General features: G+C 69.4%; 12 protein-coding genes. 8 read left to right on the plus strand and 4 right to left on the minus strand.

The window, feature by feature from the left end; all coding sequences use genetic code 11:
• Window positions 1–66: 66 nt before the first annotated feature.
• Window positions 67–1,227 carry a hypothetical protein gene (locus ABGB18_RS47970; protein ID WP_347702405.1) on the plus strand — a complete coding sequence of 387 codons (1,161 nt, stop codon included), beginning with the start codon at window positions 67–69 and terminating at the stop codon, window positions 1,225–1,227.
• 499 nt (window positions 1,228–1,726) lie between these two features.
• On the opposite strand, the gene ABGB18_RS47975 is transcribed toward ABGB18_RS47970, so the two are convergent.
• The 3 genes from ABGB18_RS47975 to ABGB18_RS47985 all read right to left on the minus strand — a co-directional run bounded on the left by ABGB18_RS47975 (window position 1,727) and on the right by ABGB18_RS47985 (window position 4,715).
• Window positions 1,727–2,626: a LysR family transcriptional regulator gene (locus tag ABGB18_RS47975; RefSeq protein ID WP_347702406.1), complete on the minus strand. Its 900-nt coding sequence runs from the start codon at window positions 2,624–2,626 to the stop codon at window positions 1,727–1,729.
• 185 nt (window positions 2,627–2,811) lie between these two features.
• Window positions 2,812–3,861 (minus strand): alpha/beta hydrolase, encoded by a 1,050-nt coding sequence (locus tag ABGB18_RS47980; protein ID WP_347702407.1) that lies wholly within the window; start codon window positions 3,859–3,861, stop codon window positions 2,812–2,814.
• Between the two features lie 275 nt (window positions 3,862–4,136).
• The gene (locus ABGB18_RS47985) at window positions 4,137–4,715 is read right to left on the minus strand and encodes a helix-turn-helix domain-containing protein (RefSeq protein WP_347702408.1); all 579 of its coding nucleotides are present in this window, start codon (window positions 4,713–4,715) and stop codon (window positions 4,137–4,139) included.
• A gap of 101 nt (window positions 4,716–4,816) precedes the next feature.
• Here ABGB18_RS47985 and ABGB18_RS47990 point away from each other — a divergent pair, with 101 nt between their 5' ends.
• From ABGB18_RS47990 to ABGB18_RS48020, 7 genes are all read left to right on the plus strand, one after another.
• Complete coding sequence (locus tag ABGB18_RS47990) at window positions 4,817–5,419, plus strand: (2Fe-2S)-binding protein (RefSeq protein ID WP_347702409.1); 603 nt, start codon at window positions 4,817–4,819, stop codon at window positions 5,417–5,419.
• The gene (locus ABGB18_RS47995) at window positions 5,419–6,396 is read left to right on the plus strand and encodes a xanthine dehydrogenase family protein subunit M (protein WP_347702410.1); all 978 of its coding nucleotides are present in this window, start codon (window positions 5,419–5,421) and stop codon (window positions 6,394–6,396) included. The genes ABGB18_RS47990 and ABGB18_RS47995 overlap by 1 nt, the downstream gene beginning before the upstream one ends.
• Window positions 6,393–8,630 carry a xanthine dehydrogenase family protein molybdopterin-binding subunit gene (locus tag ABGB18_RS48000; protein ID WP_347702411.1) on the plus strand — a complete coding sequence of 746 codons (2,238 nt, stop codon included), beginning with the start codon at window positions 6,393–6,395 and terminating at the stop codon, window positions 8,628–8,630. Before ABGB18_RS47995 ends, ABGB18_RS48000 begins: the two co-directional genes overlap by 4 nt.
• Before the next feature lie 82 nt (window positions 8,631–8,712).
• Complete coding sequence (locus tag ABGB18_RS48005) at window positions 8,713–9,810, plus strand: cytochrome P450 (RefSeq protein WP_347702412.1); 1,098 nt, start codon at window positions 8,713–8,715, stop codon at window positions 9,808–9,810.
• A complete protein-coding gene (locus ABGB18_RS48010) occupies window positions 9,807–10,646 on the plus strand; it encodes an SDR family NAD(P)-dependent oxidoreductase (protein WP_347702413.1) in 840 nt (279 codons plus the stop codon). The genes ABGB18_RS48005 and ABGB18_RS48010 overlap by 4 nt, the downstream gene beginning before the upstream one ends.
• A gap of 45 nt (window positions 10,647–10,691) precedes the next feature.
• Window positions 10,692–11,849: an MMPL family transporter gene (locus ABGB18_RS48015; protein WP_347702414.1), complete on the plus strand. Its 1,158-nt coding sequence runs from the start codon at window positions 10,692–10,694 to the stop codon at window positions 11,847–11,849.
• 114 nt (window positions 11,850–11,963) lie between these two features.
• On the plus strand, window positions 11,964–12,476 hold the full coding sequence (locus ABGB18_RS48020) for a hypothetical protein (protein WP_347702415.1): 513 nt from the start codon (window positions 11,964–11,966) through the stop codon (window positions 12,474–12,476).
• A gap of 528 nt (window positions 12,477–13,004) precedes the next feature.
• Here the strand turns inward: ABGB18_RS48020 and ABGB18_RS48025 are convergent.
• Window positions 13,005–13,625: a hypothetical protein gene (locus ABGB18_RS48025; protein ID WP_347702416.1), complete on the minus strand. Its 621-nt coding sequence runs from the start codon at window positions 13,623–13,625 to the stop codon at window positions 13,005–13,007.
• Between the last annotated feature and the right edge of the window lie 345 nt (window positions 13,626–13,970).

The following is a 13,970-nucleotide window of genomic DNA, read 5'->3' on the forward strand; positions in this document are numbered from 1 at the left end:
TCTCCTCACGCAGGTCGAATACCATCTTGACGGCGCGATCACGCAGCTCTGGGGGATACTTCCTCGGTGCGGGCACGACTCCCAGCCTTCCAGTCTTGGGAGCCTCCAACCAACCCGGGGCAGCTCATCACCGCAGGCTGGCACCACTCGGCCGGGAACGGCCCACCCGAGTACGGCTATTCGGCTACGCTCACGGTCGCCGCCCGCACCCGCCCTGTTCTCGGTTCCTTCCCGCAACTGGCGCTCGGCCTGGTCCTCGACACCCCGCACAAACGCATCGGCGCCAACGCCATCACTACCTTGAAACCCTTGGCCGCGCTCGGTTTCCCTGCCGCCTTCGCCGTCGTCGACCGCGCCTACACCGACCAGCAACCCGGCCACTTCGCCCAGCCCGCACGCGAACTCGGCTACAAGCTCGCCCTCGACTACAAAGTGGACCAGCGAGGAGTGCAAGGAAGCGCCCACGGCGCCCTGCTCATCGACGGTTCCCTTGCTTGCCCGCTGATGCCCGACAGGCTCGCCCAGGCGACCACCGGTCTGAACGACGCCGCCATCCGCACACCATCGCAAGAACTCACCGCGTTGATCACCGCGAGAGAGCCGTACTTGCTGCGGCTCAAACAGAACGCGAACGCGGGCGGCGCCATCCGCTTGCAATGCCCGGCAGCAGGCACCTCCCCATCGCTCACCTGCCCCCGCTTCGACCGCCTCCACCAACGCGGGCCCACCCGGCCCACCGCGGTCGACCTGACCGACGCCCGGCAGCGAGCGGCCCACCTCGCGGCAAAGCCCCGCGCCCTGCCCCCACAGCCCGACCTCAAGGCCGGCGAACTGCCGAAAATCTGCCGCCAGCACTCCATCACCCTGAGCAAGGACGACCTCGGGCACCTCGACAAGTTCCGCCAGGACCTGCCCTACCTGAGTCCCGCCTGGATCGCCACCTACAAGTCCGTCCGCGCCAACACCGAAGGCATCAACGGCAGAGTCAAGGGGCACGACCTCGACCTCGGCGAGCCCAAGAACCGGCTCGCCCACGGCCGCGTCGCCCAGAACCTGCTCACCGCGCTGCTTGTCACGGTCGCCAACGACCACTTCCTCGACCAGTGGCGTCACACCCGCCAGCCCCCAGACGAGCCCGCCACGCCCGCCGACACCCCGCAGAACCCAGCCGAACCCTTCGACGGCACGCCACCTGCAGGCCAGAGCAGACCACCACCTACTCCATAAGCCGCAAAACCCGCCACCCCGCCGCAGCACCCAGCCCACCGTCGGCTTCGCCGTGCCCAACGGCCGAATCTCGGTCCTCCACCAGCGACCCGACATCACCCGGGCCTTCCCGGACACCCGCTCCGCGCTTCCTAAACCAGGACGAACCCGATTCGGAAACTCCCGAAACGACAAGATCCCGCCCGATCTCAACGATCAGACGGGATCCCGTCAACTTCAGTCCAGCCGTCTCAAGAACGGCCCGCGGTGTCGCCGGAGGGACTTTCCAGCAGCTGCGCATGCAGGCCGGGGCCTGGATGAGGCCACTGCGTTCAACGGTCGGCCCGAGCCGGCTCCGCACCGACTAGTCAGTCTCCGTATCGACCGGCAAGCTCCGCACGTTTCCCCGGCGTAGAGACGGTGAAGCCTGGGAAACCGTGATTGACCCTGTGCCGGTGGCCGCTGGCGTGCCCGCCACCGGCACGGCCACGCATGAAGGAGCCGCGACAGCGGGTGGGCGCTACAGGGTGGCGGTGGGTGGGGCGTGGAACAGGGAGCGGAAGTTGTGCACCAGCGGGTTCCTGTCGTCGGCGCGCCAGGTCAGGTCCAGGGTGACGATCCTGATCGGCGGGGTCAGCAGGCGGAAGGCGACGTCGCCGCGCCGCAGCCGGGCCACCGACTCGGGCACGATCGACACGCCGATCCCCGCCGCCACCAACCCCACGATGGTTTGCATCTGCACGGCCTCCTGGACGATCCGGGGCTCGAACCCGGCCGCCCTGGTCACGGCGGTGATCTGGTCGTGCAGCCCGGGCCCGTCCCGGCGCGGGAACATCACGAAGGGTTCCTCCGCCAGGGCGGCGGGCGGCAGCGACGTGTGGGCGGTGTGGCGGTGGTCGGTGGGCAGCGCGGCCAGCAGCAGCTCGCGGGCCACCGTCTGAGTCGTGAGCACCTCGGCGGCGGGCCCGGCGAGCGGCGCGTGCAACAGGCCGACATCGAGCAGCCCCTGCCGCAGCTCCTCGGCCTGCTGGGCGGTGGGCAGCTCGCGCAGCTCGACCCGCACCCCGGGGTAGCGGGTACGGAAGCGGCGCAACACCTTCGGCAACGTGAGGTTGGTCGCCGATCCCACGAATCCGATCAGCAGCCGTCCGGCCTCGCCCCGGCCCGCCCGCCTGGCCGACTCCGCGGCCAGCTCGGCATGGGCCAGACTGGTACGGGCCTCGGCGACGAACGCCTGGCCCGCCGGGGTGAGGCGTACGTGCCTGGTGGTGCGCTCGAACAGCCGCACGCCCAGTTCCTCCTCCAGCTTGCCGATCTGCTGGCTGAACGGCGGCTGCCGCACGCCCTCCCGCAGCGCCGCCCGGCCGAAGTTCAGCTCCTCGGCGAGGGCCACGGCGTAGCGAAGCTGCTGCAGATTCATACGCCATTTATATCAATCGTTGCCCATTTACCCCGCTATCCAGATATGACAGGTGGACTGGAGTAGATCGCCGCGTTCTCGGGGCCGAACCTGCGCGGAAACAGCACCGGGCGGTCCGCAGCCGCGCTCATGCCAGTCGTAGCCGGCACCAGCGGGGCGGTGCCGGTCTGCGGCCGAGGGGTCTCCTACGTGAGCCAGCGTACGAGCTCACCGACCAACCGGTCCCGGCCGCGCTCGGCCCTGTCCAGGTGCACGAAGTGCGTCGCCTCGTTCAGCCGTACCGATCGCACGTCCTCCGCCTTGTCCAGGTCCGCGACGAGGGTGGGCACGTCGCCTTCGCGCGACCAGAAGTCGTACTCGCTACGCATGACCAGCGTTCGCGCGGTGATCTTGGATGCGTCCCATAGCTGCCGCCCGGTGGCCAGGTAGAAGCTGTCCTTCATGGCCCCGGTCGGTGCCCGGAAGCTGGGCGGCTCGCGGTCGCTGGACGTCGGGTCGCTTGCCAAGGCGTGTTTGACATACGCGTCGGCCACTCGCGGATCACGCCATTTCGATTTATCGTCCACCGGAATGCTCGAGTCCCAGCTCGTCACCAGGCTCGGGCCGGTCGACAGCCGGTAGGCGCCGTGTCTGGCGTCGTCGAAGTGGCCTGGCTCATCCGGATCCTCGTAGTCCGAGCCGCGCCCGAGCGTCGGGTGGCCGTCCAGTTCGCCGTACAGGCTGTTGTACACCACCAGATTCTCGACGCGGGCCGGGTGCTCGCTCGCATACCAGGCGGCCCAGTGCCCACCGGTCGCCCAGCCAACGATGTCGACCCGCCTGTGGCGTGTCGTCGATCGCAGCCAGTCGACGACTGACGCGATGTCGTCCACGACCTCCTCCCCGGTGACCGCCGGTGGGTTGTCCAAGGCGGACCGGTCGAACGAGGAAGGCCGGTCGGACGTGCCGTAGCCGCGCGCGTCCACGATGAACACCCGATGCCCCTTACGTGCCAGGTCCGCCGCCAGCGACCCGCCAGGCACCGGCAGGTCGAACGACGGTACGCCGGACACCCGCGCTCCGTGCAGCAGCAACACCGGACGGCCCCGCGCTGGACCGTCGGGTCGGACCTCGCGTACGCCCAGGAGACCGGCCTGGCCACGAACCTTCCAGTCCTTGCGCACCACTTCTTCCACCGCCACCGGCGCGGGCAGGGTCATGGCGGCCATGACAAGGGAGAGGACCATCTTCAGCATGTCGCCAGGATGCCGCCGGAGCGACCACACGATTGCATTGTGTGCAAAGTAAAGGGTCATTCATTCGCTGCCGATATGAACCGACGGCGCCGATGAACCGACAGTCGCGGACGAGCGCGTCGCCGGCGGCCGACGCAGGCATCCAGACCGCACTCGCCCCCCCAAGCGCATGCTCGACCTGAAAATACGTCGACACGACCGGCTTGGCGACATCCTTCGCGAGTGCTCACATGCCGCTTGAGCTACGTAGATGAGATTTCCGTCAGACCAAGGGCTCAGTCATGCTGCGGCCGGGTCCCGAAGCGGGCGCCGTCCAGGAAGACGGCGGTGATCGCCGCGCTGGCCTCTTCCACTCCCATCTGCCCCTGGATCACCAGGTTGCCGATCCCTCTGAGCAGCCCTACATAAGCGCTCATCAGGGTCGAGGCGGGCAGGTCGGTACGGAAGGTCCCGTCGGCGGCGCCCCGGTCGAAGACGCCCTGGAACGTCGGCCCGAGTCGTCCGTTGACCTCTTCGAGCCCATCCATCCTGCTGTCCAGCACGGCCAGCGCCCGATATTTACTGATCATGGTCACAGCGGCCCTGGTCAGCCGGGCCAGCGCCTCCTTCACGGGCACGGCGTCGAGGTCGGCGTCGTCGATCTTGTCGAACAGGTCGCCGACGGCCGTCTGGTAGAGCGCCTGGACCAGTGCCTCCCGGCTCGGGAAATAGCGGTAGAGCGTGGCACGCCCCACCCCGGCGGCCTTGGCGATGTCTGTCATGCTGGCCGCTTCGCCGTGTTCCGCGAAAACCGTCGCCGCGATGTCGAGGATCCCGGCGGCAGCGTGCTCGCGCAGGGCGGACCTTCTGATCATTGCCGTCATCATACGTCGCCACCGGCCCGCTTGACACCTCATCCCAGTATTGAGACAGTCCGTCTTACGAACGAGATCTAACGTCTCACAAGGGAAGCTCTATGACAGATCCAGACGCGTCGGCGGTGTCCCGGCGTGGATTCCTGGCCACGTCGGCGGCAGCCGTGGCAGCCGGCGCTGTACCGGCCGGCTCGGTCAGCGCCACGACGACAGCCGTTGGCCGGACGACAGCCGGTGCCGCGACAACGCTCGACCTGACCCTCCGCGTGAACAGCGCGACCCACCGCCTCCGCCTTGACGCCAGGACGACGCTCCTGGACACGTTGCGTGAGCGGCTCCACCTGACCGGCACGAAGAAAGGCTGCGACCGGGGCCAGTGCGGCGCCTGCACCGTGCACGTGGACGGCCGCCGAGTGCTGTCCTGCCTGACCCTGGCCGCCGGCGCGCACGGCAGGTCCGTCACCACGATCGAGGGGCTGGCAAAGGGAGCCAGGCTCCACCCGATGCAGCAGGCGTTCCTCGACTGCGACGCCCTCCAGTGCGGCTTCTGCACCCCCGGGCAGATCATGTCCGCGGTTGCGCTGGTCGGGGAGGGGCACGACGGCTCGCCGGCGGAGACCAGGGAGTTCATGTCGGGCAACCTGTGCCGCTGCGGCGCCTACCCGAACATCGTCGAGGCCGTCCGGAAGGGCGGGCCGAGCTGATGCGCGCCTTCACCTACACCGCACCCTCCAGCGTCGAGGACGCCCTGGCGGCAGCCGGCGACGGCTCGGCCTACCTGGCGGGCGGCACCACGCTGGTGGACCTGATGAAGCTCGACGTCATGGCCCCGAGCGCGGTGCTGGACATCGGCGCGCTGCCACTGCGCGACATCCGCTACGACACGACCGGCCTGTACATCGGCGCGCTGGCCAAGATGAGCGACACGGCGGCCCACCCACTGACCGCCACTCACTATCCGGTGATCTCCCAGGCGCTGCTCCAGAGCGCCTCCCCCCAGATCAGGAACATGGCAAGCATCGGCGGAAACCTGTTACAGCGCACGCGCTGCGGATACTTCCGCGATCCGGCCACGCCCTGCAACAAGCGCACGCCCGGGAGCGGCTGCCCCGCGCTGACCGGCAGCAACCGGACGCACGCGATCCTGGGCACGAGCGATGCCTGCGCGGCCACGCACGCCGGCGACCTCGCGGTGGCGCTGACCGCCCTCGACGCCTCGGTGCGACTACGCGACCAGTCCGGCACCCGTGCCCTCCGCCTGGAGGACTTCTACCTGCTGCCCGCAGATACTCCACACCTGGAGAACCGGCTGCGCCCTGGCGAACTCGTCATCGGCGTGACGGTGCCCGCCCTGGCCTGGGCCAAGCGGTCGGTGTACGTGAAGGTGCGTGACCGGCACTCGTACGAGTTCGCGCTGACCTCCGTCGCCGCGGCGATCGACCTGCGTGACGGTGTGATCGTGGATGCGCGGATCGCGGCCGGAGGCGTGGGTACCAAGCCGTGGCGGCTGCCCGCGGTCGAGAAGGCGCTCAAGGGCCGCCCAGCCCGTCCGGACGTCTTCAAGCAGGCCGCCGCGCTGGCGGCCGAGGGCGCCAGGCCGCTGCCGCACAACGGCTTCAAGCCCGCCCTCCTGCGACAGACCGTCATCCGCGCACTCACCCGGCTGGCAGGCCGACCATGACCAATCGCGTTGACGGACCGCGCCTGGTGACCGGCGCGGCCCGCTTCTCCGGCGACCACCCGGTCGACGGCCTCGCGCACGGCTACCTGGTGCTCAGCACGATCGCGAACGGGACCATCCGCTCGATGAGCGCCGACGGCGCCCTCGCCGCGCCCGGCGTGCTCGCCGTCTTCACACCGTTCAATCCGCTGCGGTACGCGGGCCCCTGGGCGGAGGGGCCTGGCTACTTCCTTTACGGACCCAACCGTTTCCCGTTGCAGCCCGGCGACCGTCAGATCCGCCACCACGGACAGGTCATCGGTCTGGTCGTCGCCGAGACCTTCGAGCAGGCACGGGACGCGGCGGCGCTGGTCGAGACCGCCTATGACGCCAGGCGGCCGAACGCGTCCTTCGCCGACGGCATCCCGAACGCCGTCGTGCCACCTCCGCTGACCGGACCACCCGTCGTCGACGTCCTGGAGCCCAGGTTCGGCTCGATCGATGCCGCGCTGGCCGCCAGCGCGGTCACTGTCCGGGCCTCCTACAGCCAGCGGCCCGAGCACCACAACCCGATGGAGCCCCACACGGCCATCGCCGCCTGGGACACCGACGGCAAGCTCACCGTCCACAGCGGCACCCAGGGTCCCCTGCTGCACGCGCAGGAGATCGCCGTCGCGATGGAGGTCGAGGCCGAGAGCGTACGGGTGATCAGCACGTATGTCGGCGGCGCTTTCGGCGGCAAGGCCAGCACCTGGCCGCCGGCGGTGCTCGCGGCCGCGGCGGCGCGGCAGGTACGGCGCCCGGTCAAGCTGGCGCTCACCCGAGAGCAGCTCTACTCGGTGACCGGCCACCGCCCGGCGGTCGTCCAGGACGTCGCGCTCGGCGCGGCCCGCGACGGCAAGCTCCTCGCGATCAAGCACGACTGCGTGTCCACCAGGTCGAACGTCAGCTCCCTCTACAACGGCGTCAGCGGCTACTCACTGGGCGTCTACCCCACGCCCAACGTTCATGCGGGCACCCGCGTCGTGACCCTGGACATCCCGCCCGCGACGATCATGCGCGCCCCCGGTGAGGAGGCCGGGTCGTTCGGCCTGGAATGCGCGATGGACGAGCTGGCCCACGAACTCGCCCTCGATCCGGTCGCGCTCCGGCTCGCCAATGACACCGACCACCACCCCACCAACGGTGGGCCGTACTCCTCCAAGCATCTCGCCGAGTGCCTGCGCGTCGGCGCGGCCCGCTTCGGCTGGTCGCGCCGCAAGGTCCAGCCACGCTCCGTGGTGGAGGGGGAGCTGCTGGTCGGGTACGGGATGGCGGTGGGGGTGTACGGGGCGAACCGGTACGAGATGACGATGCGGGTCTCGTTCCGCAACGATGGCACCGTGCATGTCGGGGCGGCCACCTCCGACATGGGCACCGGCATGCGGACCGTGCTGTCGATCACGGCCGCGGACAACCTCGGCCTGCCGCTCTCCCGTGTGGTGTCCGTGCTTGGCGACACCAGGCTCAGCCCGGACCCGATGCCGATCGGGGCGATGGCGGGCGCGGTGGGGTCGGCGGGCAGTTCGAGCGTGGCGCCCGCGGTCAGGGCCGCCGCCAAGGCGGCCACGGACGCGCTGATCCTGCGGGCGACCCAGCACGGGCGCTCGCCGTTTCACGGGCTCACGCCCGAGGAGGTGAGCTACCGCGACGGGGTGCTGAGCGCGAACGGGCGGAGCGTCGCATTCGGCCCGCTGCTGACCCTCATGGAGGTGGACGGCGTCACGGCCAGCGGTACCAGCACACCCGAGGCCACGCCCACGCATGCCATGAGCTCGTTCGCGGCGCACTTCTGCGAGGTCAGGGTCAACCGGTTCACCGGCGAGACCCGGGTGGCCCGGATGACCAGCGTGGTGGACGCCGGGACCATACTCAACCCCGCGGCCGCGCGCAGCCAGATCATCGGCGGCGTGGTGTGGGGCCTGGGCCAGGCGCTGCTGGAGGGCGCCGAGGTCGAGCCCGCGACAGGCCGCATCGCCAACGCCAACTTCGCGGACTACCTCATCCCCACCAACGCCGACATCCCAGATATAGACGTCCACTTCCTGAATTATCCGGACACGATCTTCAGCCCCACCGGCAGCCGCGGCCTCGGCGAGATCGGCGCGGTCGGCTCCGCGGCGGCCATCGCCAACGCCGTCTTCAACGCCACCGGCATCCGCGCCCGCGACCTGCCGATCAGCCCAGACAAGCTGCTTCCCGCGAGCGAGGAATGAGATGGCCCACCCGCTGCCCACGACCCGCACCCGCCCCCTCGACCCGCCGACAGAGCTGGCGAGGCTACGTCCCATCAGCCGCATGGCCTACCCTGACGGCCACCTCGGCTGGCTGGTGACCGGTCACGCCGCCGCCCGGGCGGTCCTCGCCCATCCCGACTTCAGCGCCCGGTCGGAGCTCCAGCGCCGGCCGGTCGGGTACGGCTCGCGGGAGCCCGCAGGACCGGGGATCTTCATCAACATGGACGCACCCGAACACGCCAGGTACCGGCGTCTGCTCACCGGCCAGTTCACCGTGCGCCGGATGCGCGAGCTGGAGCCCAGAATCGAGGAGATCACCGCCGAGCGCCTCGACGCGATGGAACGGCTGGGTCCGCCTCTCGACCTGGTCGAGTCCTTCGCTCTGCCCATCCCGTCGCTGGTCATCTGCGAGCTGCTCGGCGTGCCATACGGCGACCGCGAGAGCTTCCAGCGGAACACGGCCGTGATCGCCAGTCTCGAGGCCACCGCCGAGCACGCCCGCGCGGCCACCGCCGACCTCGCCCGACACCTCCACGAGCTGGTCCTGCGCAAGCGCGCCAAGCCCGCGGACGACCTGATCAGCGGCCTGATCGAGGGCGGCGAGCTGACCGACGAGGAGCTGACCGGCATGGCCGTCATGTTGCTCATCGCCGGTCACGAAACCACGGCGGGCATGCTCAGCCTCGGCACGCTCGCCCTCCTGTCCAATCCCGACCAGCTGGACGGTCTGCGCGCCGACCCGTCGTTGATCGACGACGCCGTCGAAGAGCTCCTGCGCTACCTGTCCATCGTCCACCTCGGCCCAACCCGCACCGCGCTGAAGGACATCGAGGTGCACGGCGTGCAGATCGCCGCAGGCGAGACCGTGACGATCTCGCTCCCCGCCGCCAACCGCGATCCCAGCCGCTTCCCCGATCCGGACAAGCTCCGGCTGACGAGGACGACCTCGGGCCACGTCGCGTTCGGCCACGGGATCCACCAGTGCATCGGCCAGCAGCTCGCCCGCGTCGAGCTGCGCGTCGCGCTGAACGCCCTGCTCCGCCGCCTCCCCGCCCTGCGGCTCGCGGTGCCGCAGGAGGACATCGAGTTCCGCACCGACTCCATCACGTACGGCGTGCGCCGTCTCCCCGTCACCTGGCAGCTTGGAGAAGCGGTATGACATCCAACGCAGTATTGATCACCGGATGCTCCACGGGCATCGGACGGGCCACCGCACTCGCCCTGGTCCGAGCCGGCTATCCCACCTGGGCCACGGCACGGCGGTTGGACACCCTGGACGAGCTGAGGGACGCGGGCTGCCGGGTGCAGCGGCTGGACGTGACCGACGAGGACGCCATGGTGCGGATCGTACGGGCTGTCGAGGAGGAGCACGGCGCCGTCGGAACCCTGATCAACAACGCCGGGCGCGGCGGTGGCGGGCCAGTGGAGGAGGTTCCGCTCTCCCTGGTGCGCGAGGTGTTCGAGACCAACGTGTACGGCCTGATCCGGATGTGCCAGCTCGTCCTGCCCGGGATGCGGGAGCAGCGCTCGGGCACGATCGTCAATCTGGGGTCCGCCGCGGGTCTCGTGACGCCCCCGACGGGATGCCCGTACGCGATGACCAAGTACGCGCTCGAATCGCTGAGTGACTCGCTCCGGCAGGAGGTCGCACCGTTCGGCATCAGGGTCGTGCTGGTCGAACCGGGGGCGGTGCGGACGGAGTTCATGGCGAGCAGTGAGCGGAACAACCCGCGAACCGGCGGCGAGGGCCCCTATGAGGGGTTCAAGCGGAGCGTGGCCAGGATGGTCGAGCGGGCCCACCGGGACGGGGCCCGTGACGTGCTGAGCGCCCAGGACGTGGCCAAGGTGATCGTCAAGGCTGTTGCCGCCCGCCGCCCGAAGGCCCGGTACAAGGTCGGGCCCCAGGCCCGGGTGGCACCGGTGGTCCGGCGCCTGGTGGGCGATCGCGGTTGGGACGCCTTCATGCGCCGGATGGTGCCGTTTTCCGTGGACTGACCAGTCCGAGCTCTGCCTGGCATGTCACACCGATGAGGAGTTGCTTTGTCTGTCACCCTCTACGGCATCGGCGCGTACTGCTGCCGGCACCGAGGGCTCGTCGCCGGGATCTGGCTGGCCGTCCTCCTGGCCGGCTGCGTCGTCGTCCCGCGCCTGGGCCTCGATCCTGGGGCCCTCGCCCTGCCGTCGATTCTTGCTCTGGTCGTGGCCGTTGACTACGGGTCGCGGATCCTGGCCGCGCTCCGGGACGACCCGTCCCCCGACCGGAACGAGGCCATCGCCAGGGCCATGGGAGCCGCCGGCCCGAGCGTCATCTGCGCGGCTATGGCGGTCTTCCCTCCCATGCCCCAACTCGCCATGACCGGCCAGGACTTCCTGGTCACGGCGGGCCTGACCGCGTTCGCCGTGGTCCTCGTAGCCATGATCGCCGCGATCACCCTGGTCCCGGCGCTGCTGGCGTTCACCACTCCCCGGTCCGCCCGGCGGGCGCCCGCCGAATCACGATGGGTCGCGTTCGTCATGAGTCATCCCGTCCCAGTCCTGGCGACGGGTACAGCACTGCTCGCCGTCATGGCTCTCGGCCTCGGGCACCTGCGACTGGCCCCGGCCGAGACCGGTTTCCTCCCGCTCTACCTGGTTCTCATGCTGATGCTGACGTACCAGCACCTGGCGATGGCCTTCCGTTCGGTGCTGCTCGCGATCATCTCGGTGGCGGGCTACCTGCTGAGCATCGCGGCCATGCTGGGCATCCTCGCCGTCGTCGTCTCGCTAGGGGATGACCGTGCCCACCCGCTGCTGCCCGTAATCGCGATCATCGTGGTGTTCGGGGTGGCGATGAACCACCAGATCTTCCTCGGCGCCGCGATCCGCTCGGCGCTGGCCGAGGGCCTGGCCCCGGAGGCCGCCCTCCGCACCGGCTTCGCTCGCTCCCGCCCCGTGATGGCCGTCTCCGCGCTTGTCTTAACCGTGGTCTCGCTCGTCCTGGGTGCCGGTGGCAAGCCACTGACCGGCATGCTGGGGCCGGGTATCGCGGCCGGCGTCCTGCTGGACGTGTTCCTGGTTCGGATGACGCTGATGCCCGCCGTGCTGACCCTGCTCGGCCCTAGGGTGTGGTGGCTGCCGCGCCCGCTTGAACGCACTCTGGCCCTCGACTTCGACCTGGAAAGCGGCAAACTCCGAGACCGCCTCCGCACGTACCCCTGATCAGACCGGGTCACAGTCACCCCGTCACCGCTACCCCGTCCCCGGCGATCTCGACCCGCTCCACCTGTTCGTCGCGCGCCAAGACCTCCGAGGGTGGGCGGGACAAGGCTTTCGATGGCATTTCAGTGCCATTTCAGCGGTCATCTCTATGATTACGGTGCGCAAATCAATCATCAGCGCGAACTCATTCTGCGCGTCATCGGGAGAAAAGGTTTCATGCGACTCAGGTTGAGAAGTGTCGCCGTGGCCGGCGCCATGGCCGCCGCCATGCTCGGACTCACGGCGCAGGGCGCCATGGCGGCGAGCGCGGGAGTTTCCAAGTCGGTAAGCCCCGACTGCAGGGCCGTCACGCTCAACGACTCCATGACGTGCATGCCCGCCCCGGCCGGCGCCGCGGCCGGCAGCTTGACCCTTTACGCCGCCTCAGGAAAGAGAATTTATTCCGCCGTCGACCCCGCGGCCGGGTGCTATTCCACCAGCGGGCCGTTCACGAGCGTGGCCAACGGGACGAGGGAGCCGGTCATCGTCTATCAGGAGATCGGCTGCACAGGAGCGTCCCGCGTGGTGAATCCGGCAACGACTCCCGTCCCCGTTGGTGAGCGCCGCAGCGTGCGCGTAACCCTTTGAGGACGACTATTCGGAAAAGGGTCCGCGCAAGAAGACCGCATACGCGACATCACCCTGGCGGCGGCTCTCAGGTCCAGTCGGCATGGCCGTCGCCGCTCCGTCCGCTGGGGCGTCCTCAGAGTTGGCGCTGGATCACTTTCGGTGTGTCGGGTATGGCGCTGCTTTCCATGGCTTGTCCTTCTTCGCTGGTGATGAGCCCGAGGTAGTGCGGGATCGCCGGGTGGGCCCGGAGGAGTCGTCTCACCTCCGGGCTCTCCCAGATCGGCCTCGAACGCCTCGATGGACCGCCCATCCGCCCCGGCGGCTGCATGCTGCTCACAGGGCACGATGAACCTCGCGGCCGCTCAGATGATGATCAAGTTCTCGACGAACGAGATCTTCACAGAGCGGCCGCCCCTGCACGCGGCCCGTGCACGATCGCGATCAGCACTTGGACGAAATCTGGCTACCGCCCGTAACGGCACCTGCCGATGGCGCCAGAAGCAGCGCTTGTCCGATGACGCGAGAAATCCCAACCCACGGGGTCCACTACTTCCGCCACACCACTGGGTCGTCCCGATAAGCGTCGTCGTCGAACTCCGCGCCCACGATCTCCACACCCGATCGGGCACCCGTCAACCGGCAGGTGTGGAAGGTGGCGCCGGCCCGTGCGAAGTCCTTCGGGGCCGACTTCCTCTCGCAGTCGCCTAGGCTACCGGTCAGTACGGCACCGGTGGGGCCGCCGGTCGCGGTGAGCGGCTGCAGGTACGGAGCCGACATGAACGACTTGTCCGCACCGTCTACGTTCTCAACGGTGTAGCGGATGAAGTAGGGCACAATGCCCCTGGCCCGGGTGCCGAACTCCCGCTCAAGCGCGGCCTGGTCGCCCTTCTCGACGGCGGTCACGGTGATCCCGACGGACCCGTTCCTGTATGGCAGGATCGCCTGCTCACCGAGCCGGAGCCGGGTGCCCGCCTTTGTCGTCTCCCCCGGCTCCGCCGGCTCCGACCGGGCCTCGTCCGAGCCAGAGGACGCCTGCGGGTCACCATCGCGTGGTTCTTCGGCGGCGGGGCTCTCCCTTGGCTCCTCCGCGGCCGCGCTGGCCTCCGAGGTTTGCCGGTCGGCGGCGGACCTGAGGACGTCCCCCACCCCGCAGGCGGTGAGAGTCATGGCCGTCGCCGCGACAGCTGCCACCAGCGCGGCACGTGCGCGTGTCATGGAAATGGATCGCCTTCCTGTCCCGTGCCAGAGCGCGCCGCACGGATCTCCAAGCGCGGACGGCTGGCAAGCCGGGCGTCCGCACCATGCCGCGCATGGGCATCTGCGTGCCACCGCCCGCCCCGGCAGGTCGTGGTTATTCGTGGTAAGCCACCCTGGCGTGAGGCCCTGAAACATCTCTGAAAGCACCCTGAAACGGTCGGCACCCCAAGTGTCCGTGCAACGGGGAATCTCACCATCATCGGCTTGGGCACGTGCCGGTCGGCACCCCGACGAGCCGCAGCCCGCCCGGCACAG

Origin of the sequence: Nonomuraea sp. B12E4 (genome assembly GCF_039871825.1) — a bacterium.
Taxonomy (GTDB): Bacteria; Actinomycetota; Actinomycetes; order Streptosporangiales; family Streptosporangiaceae; genus Nonomuraea.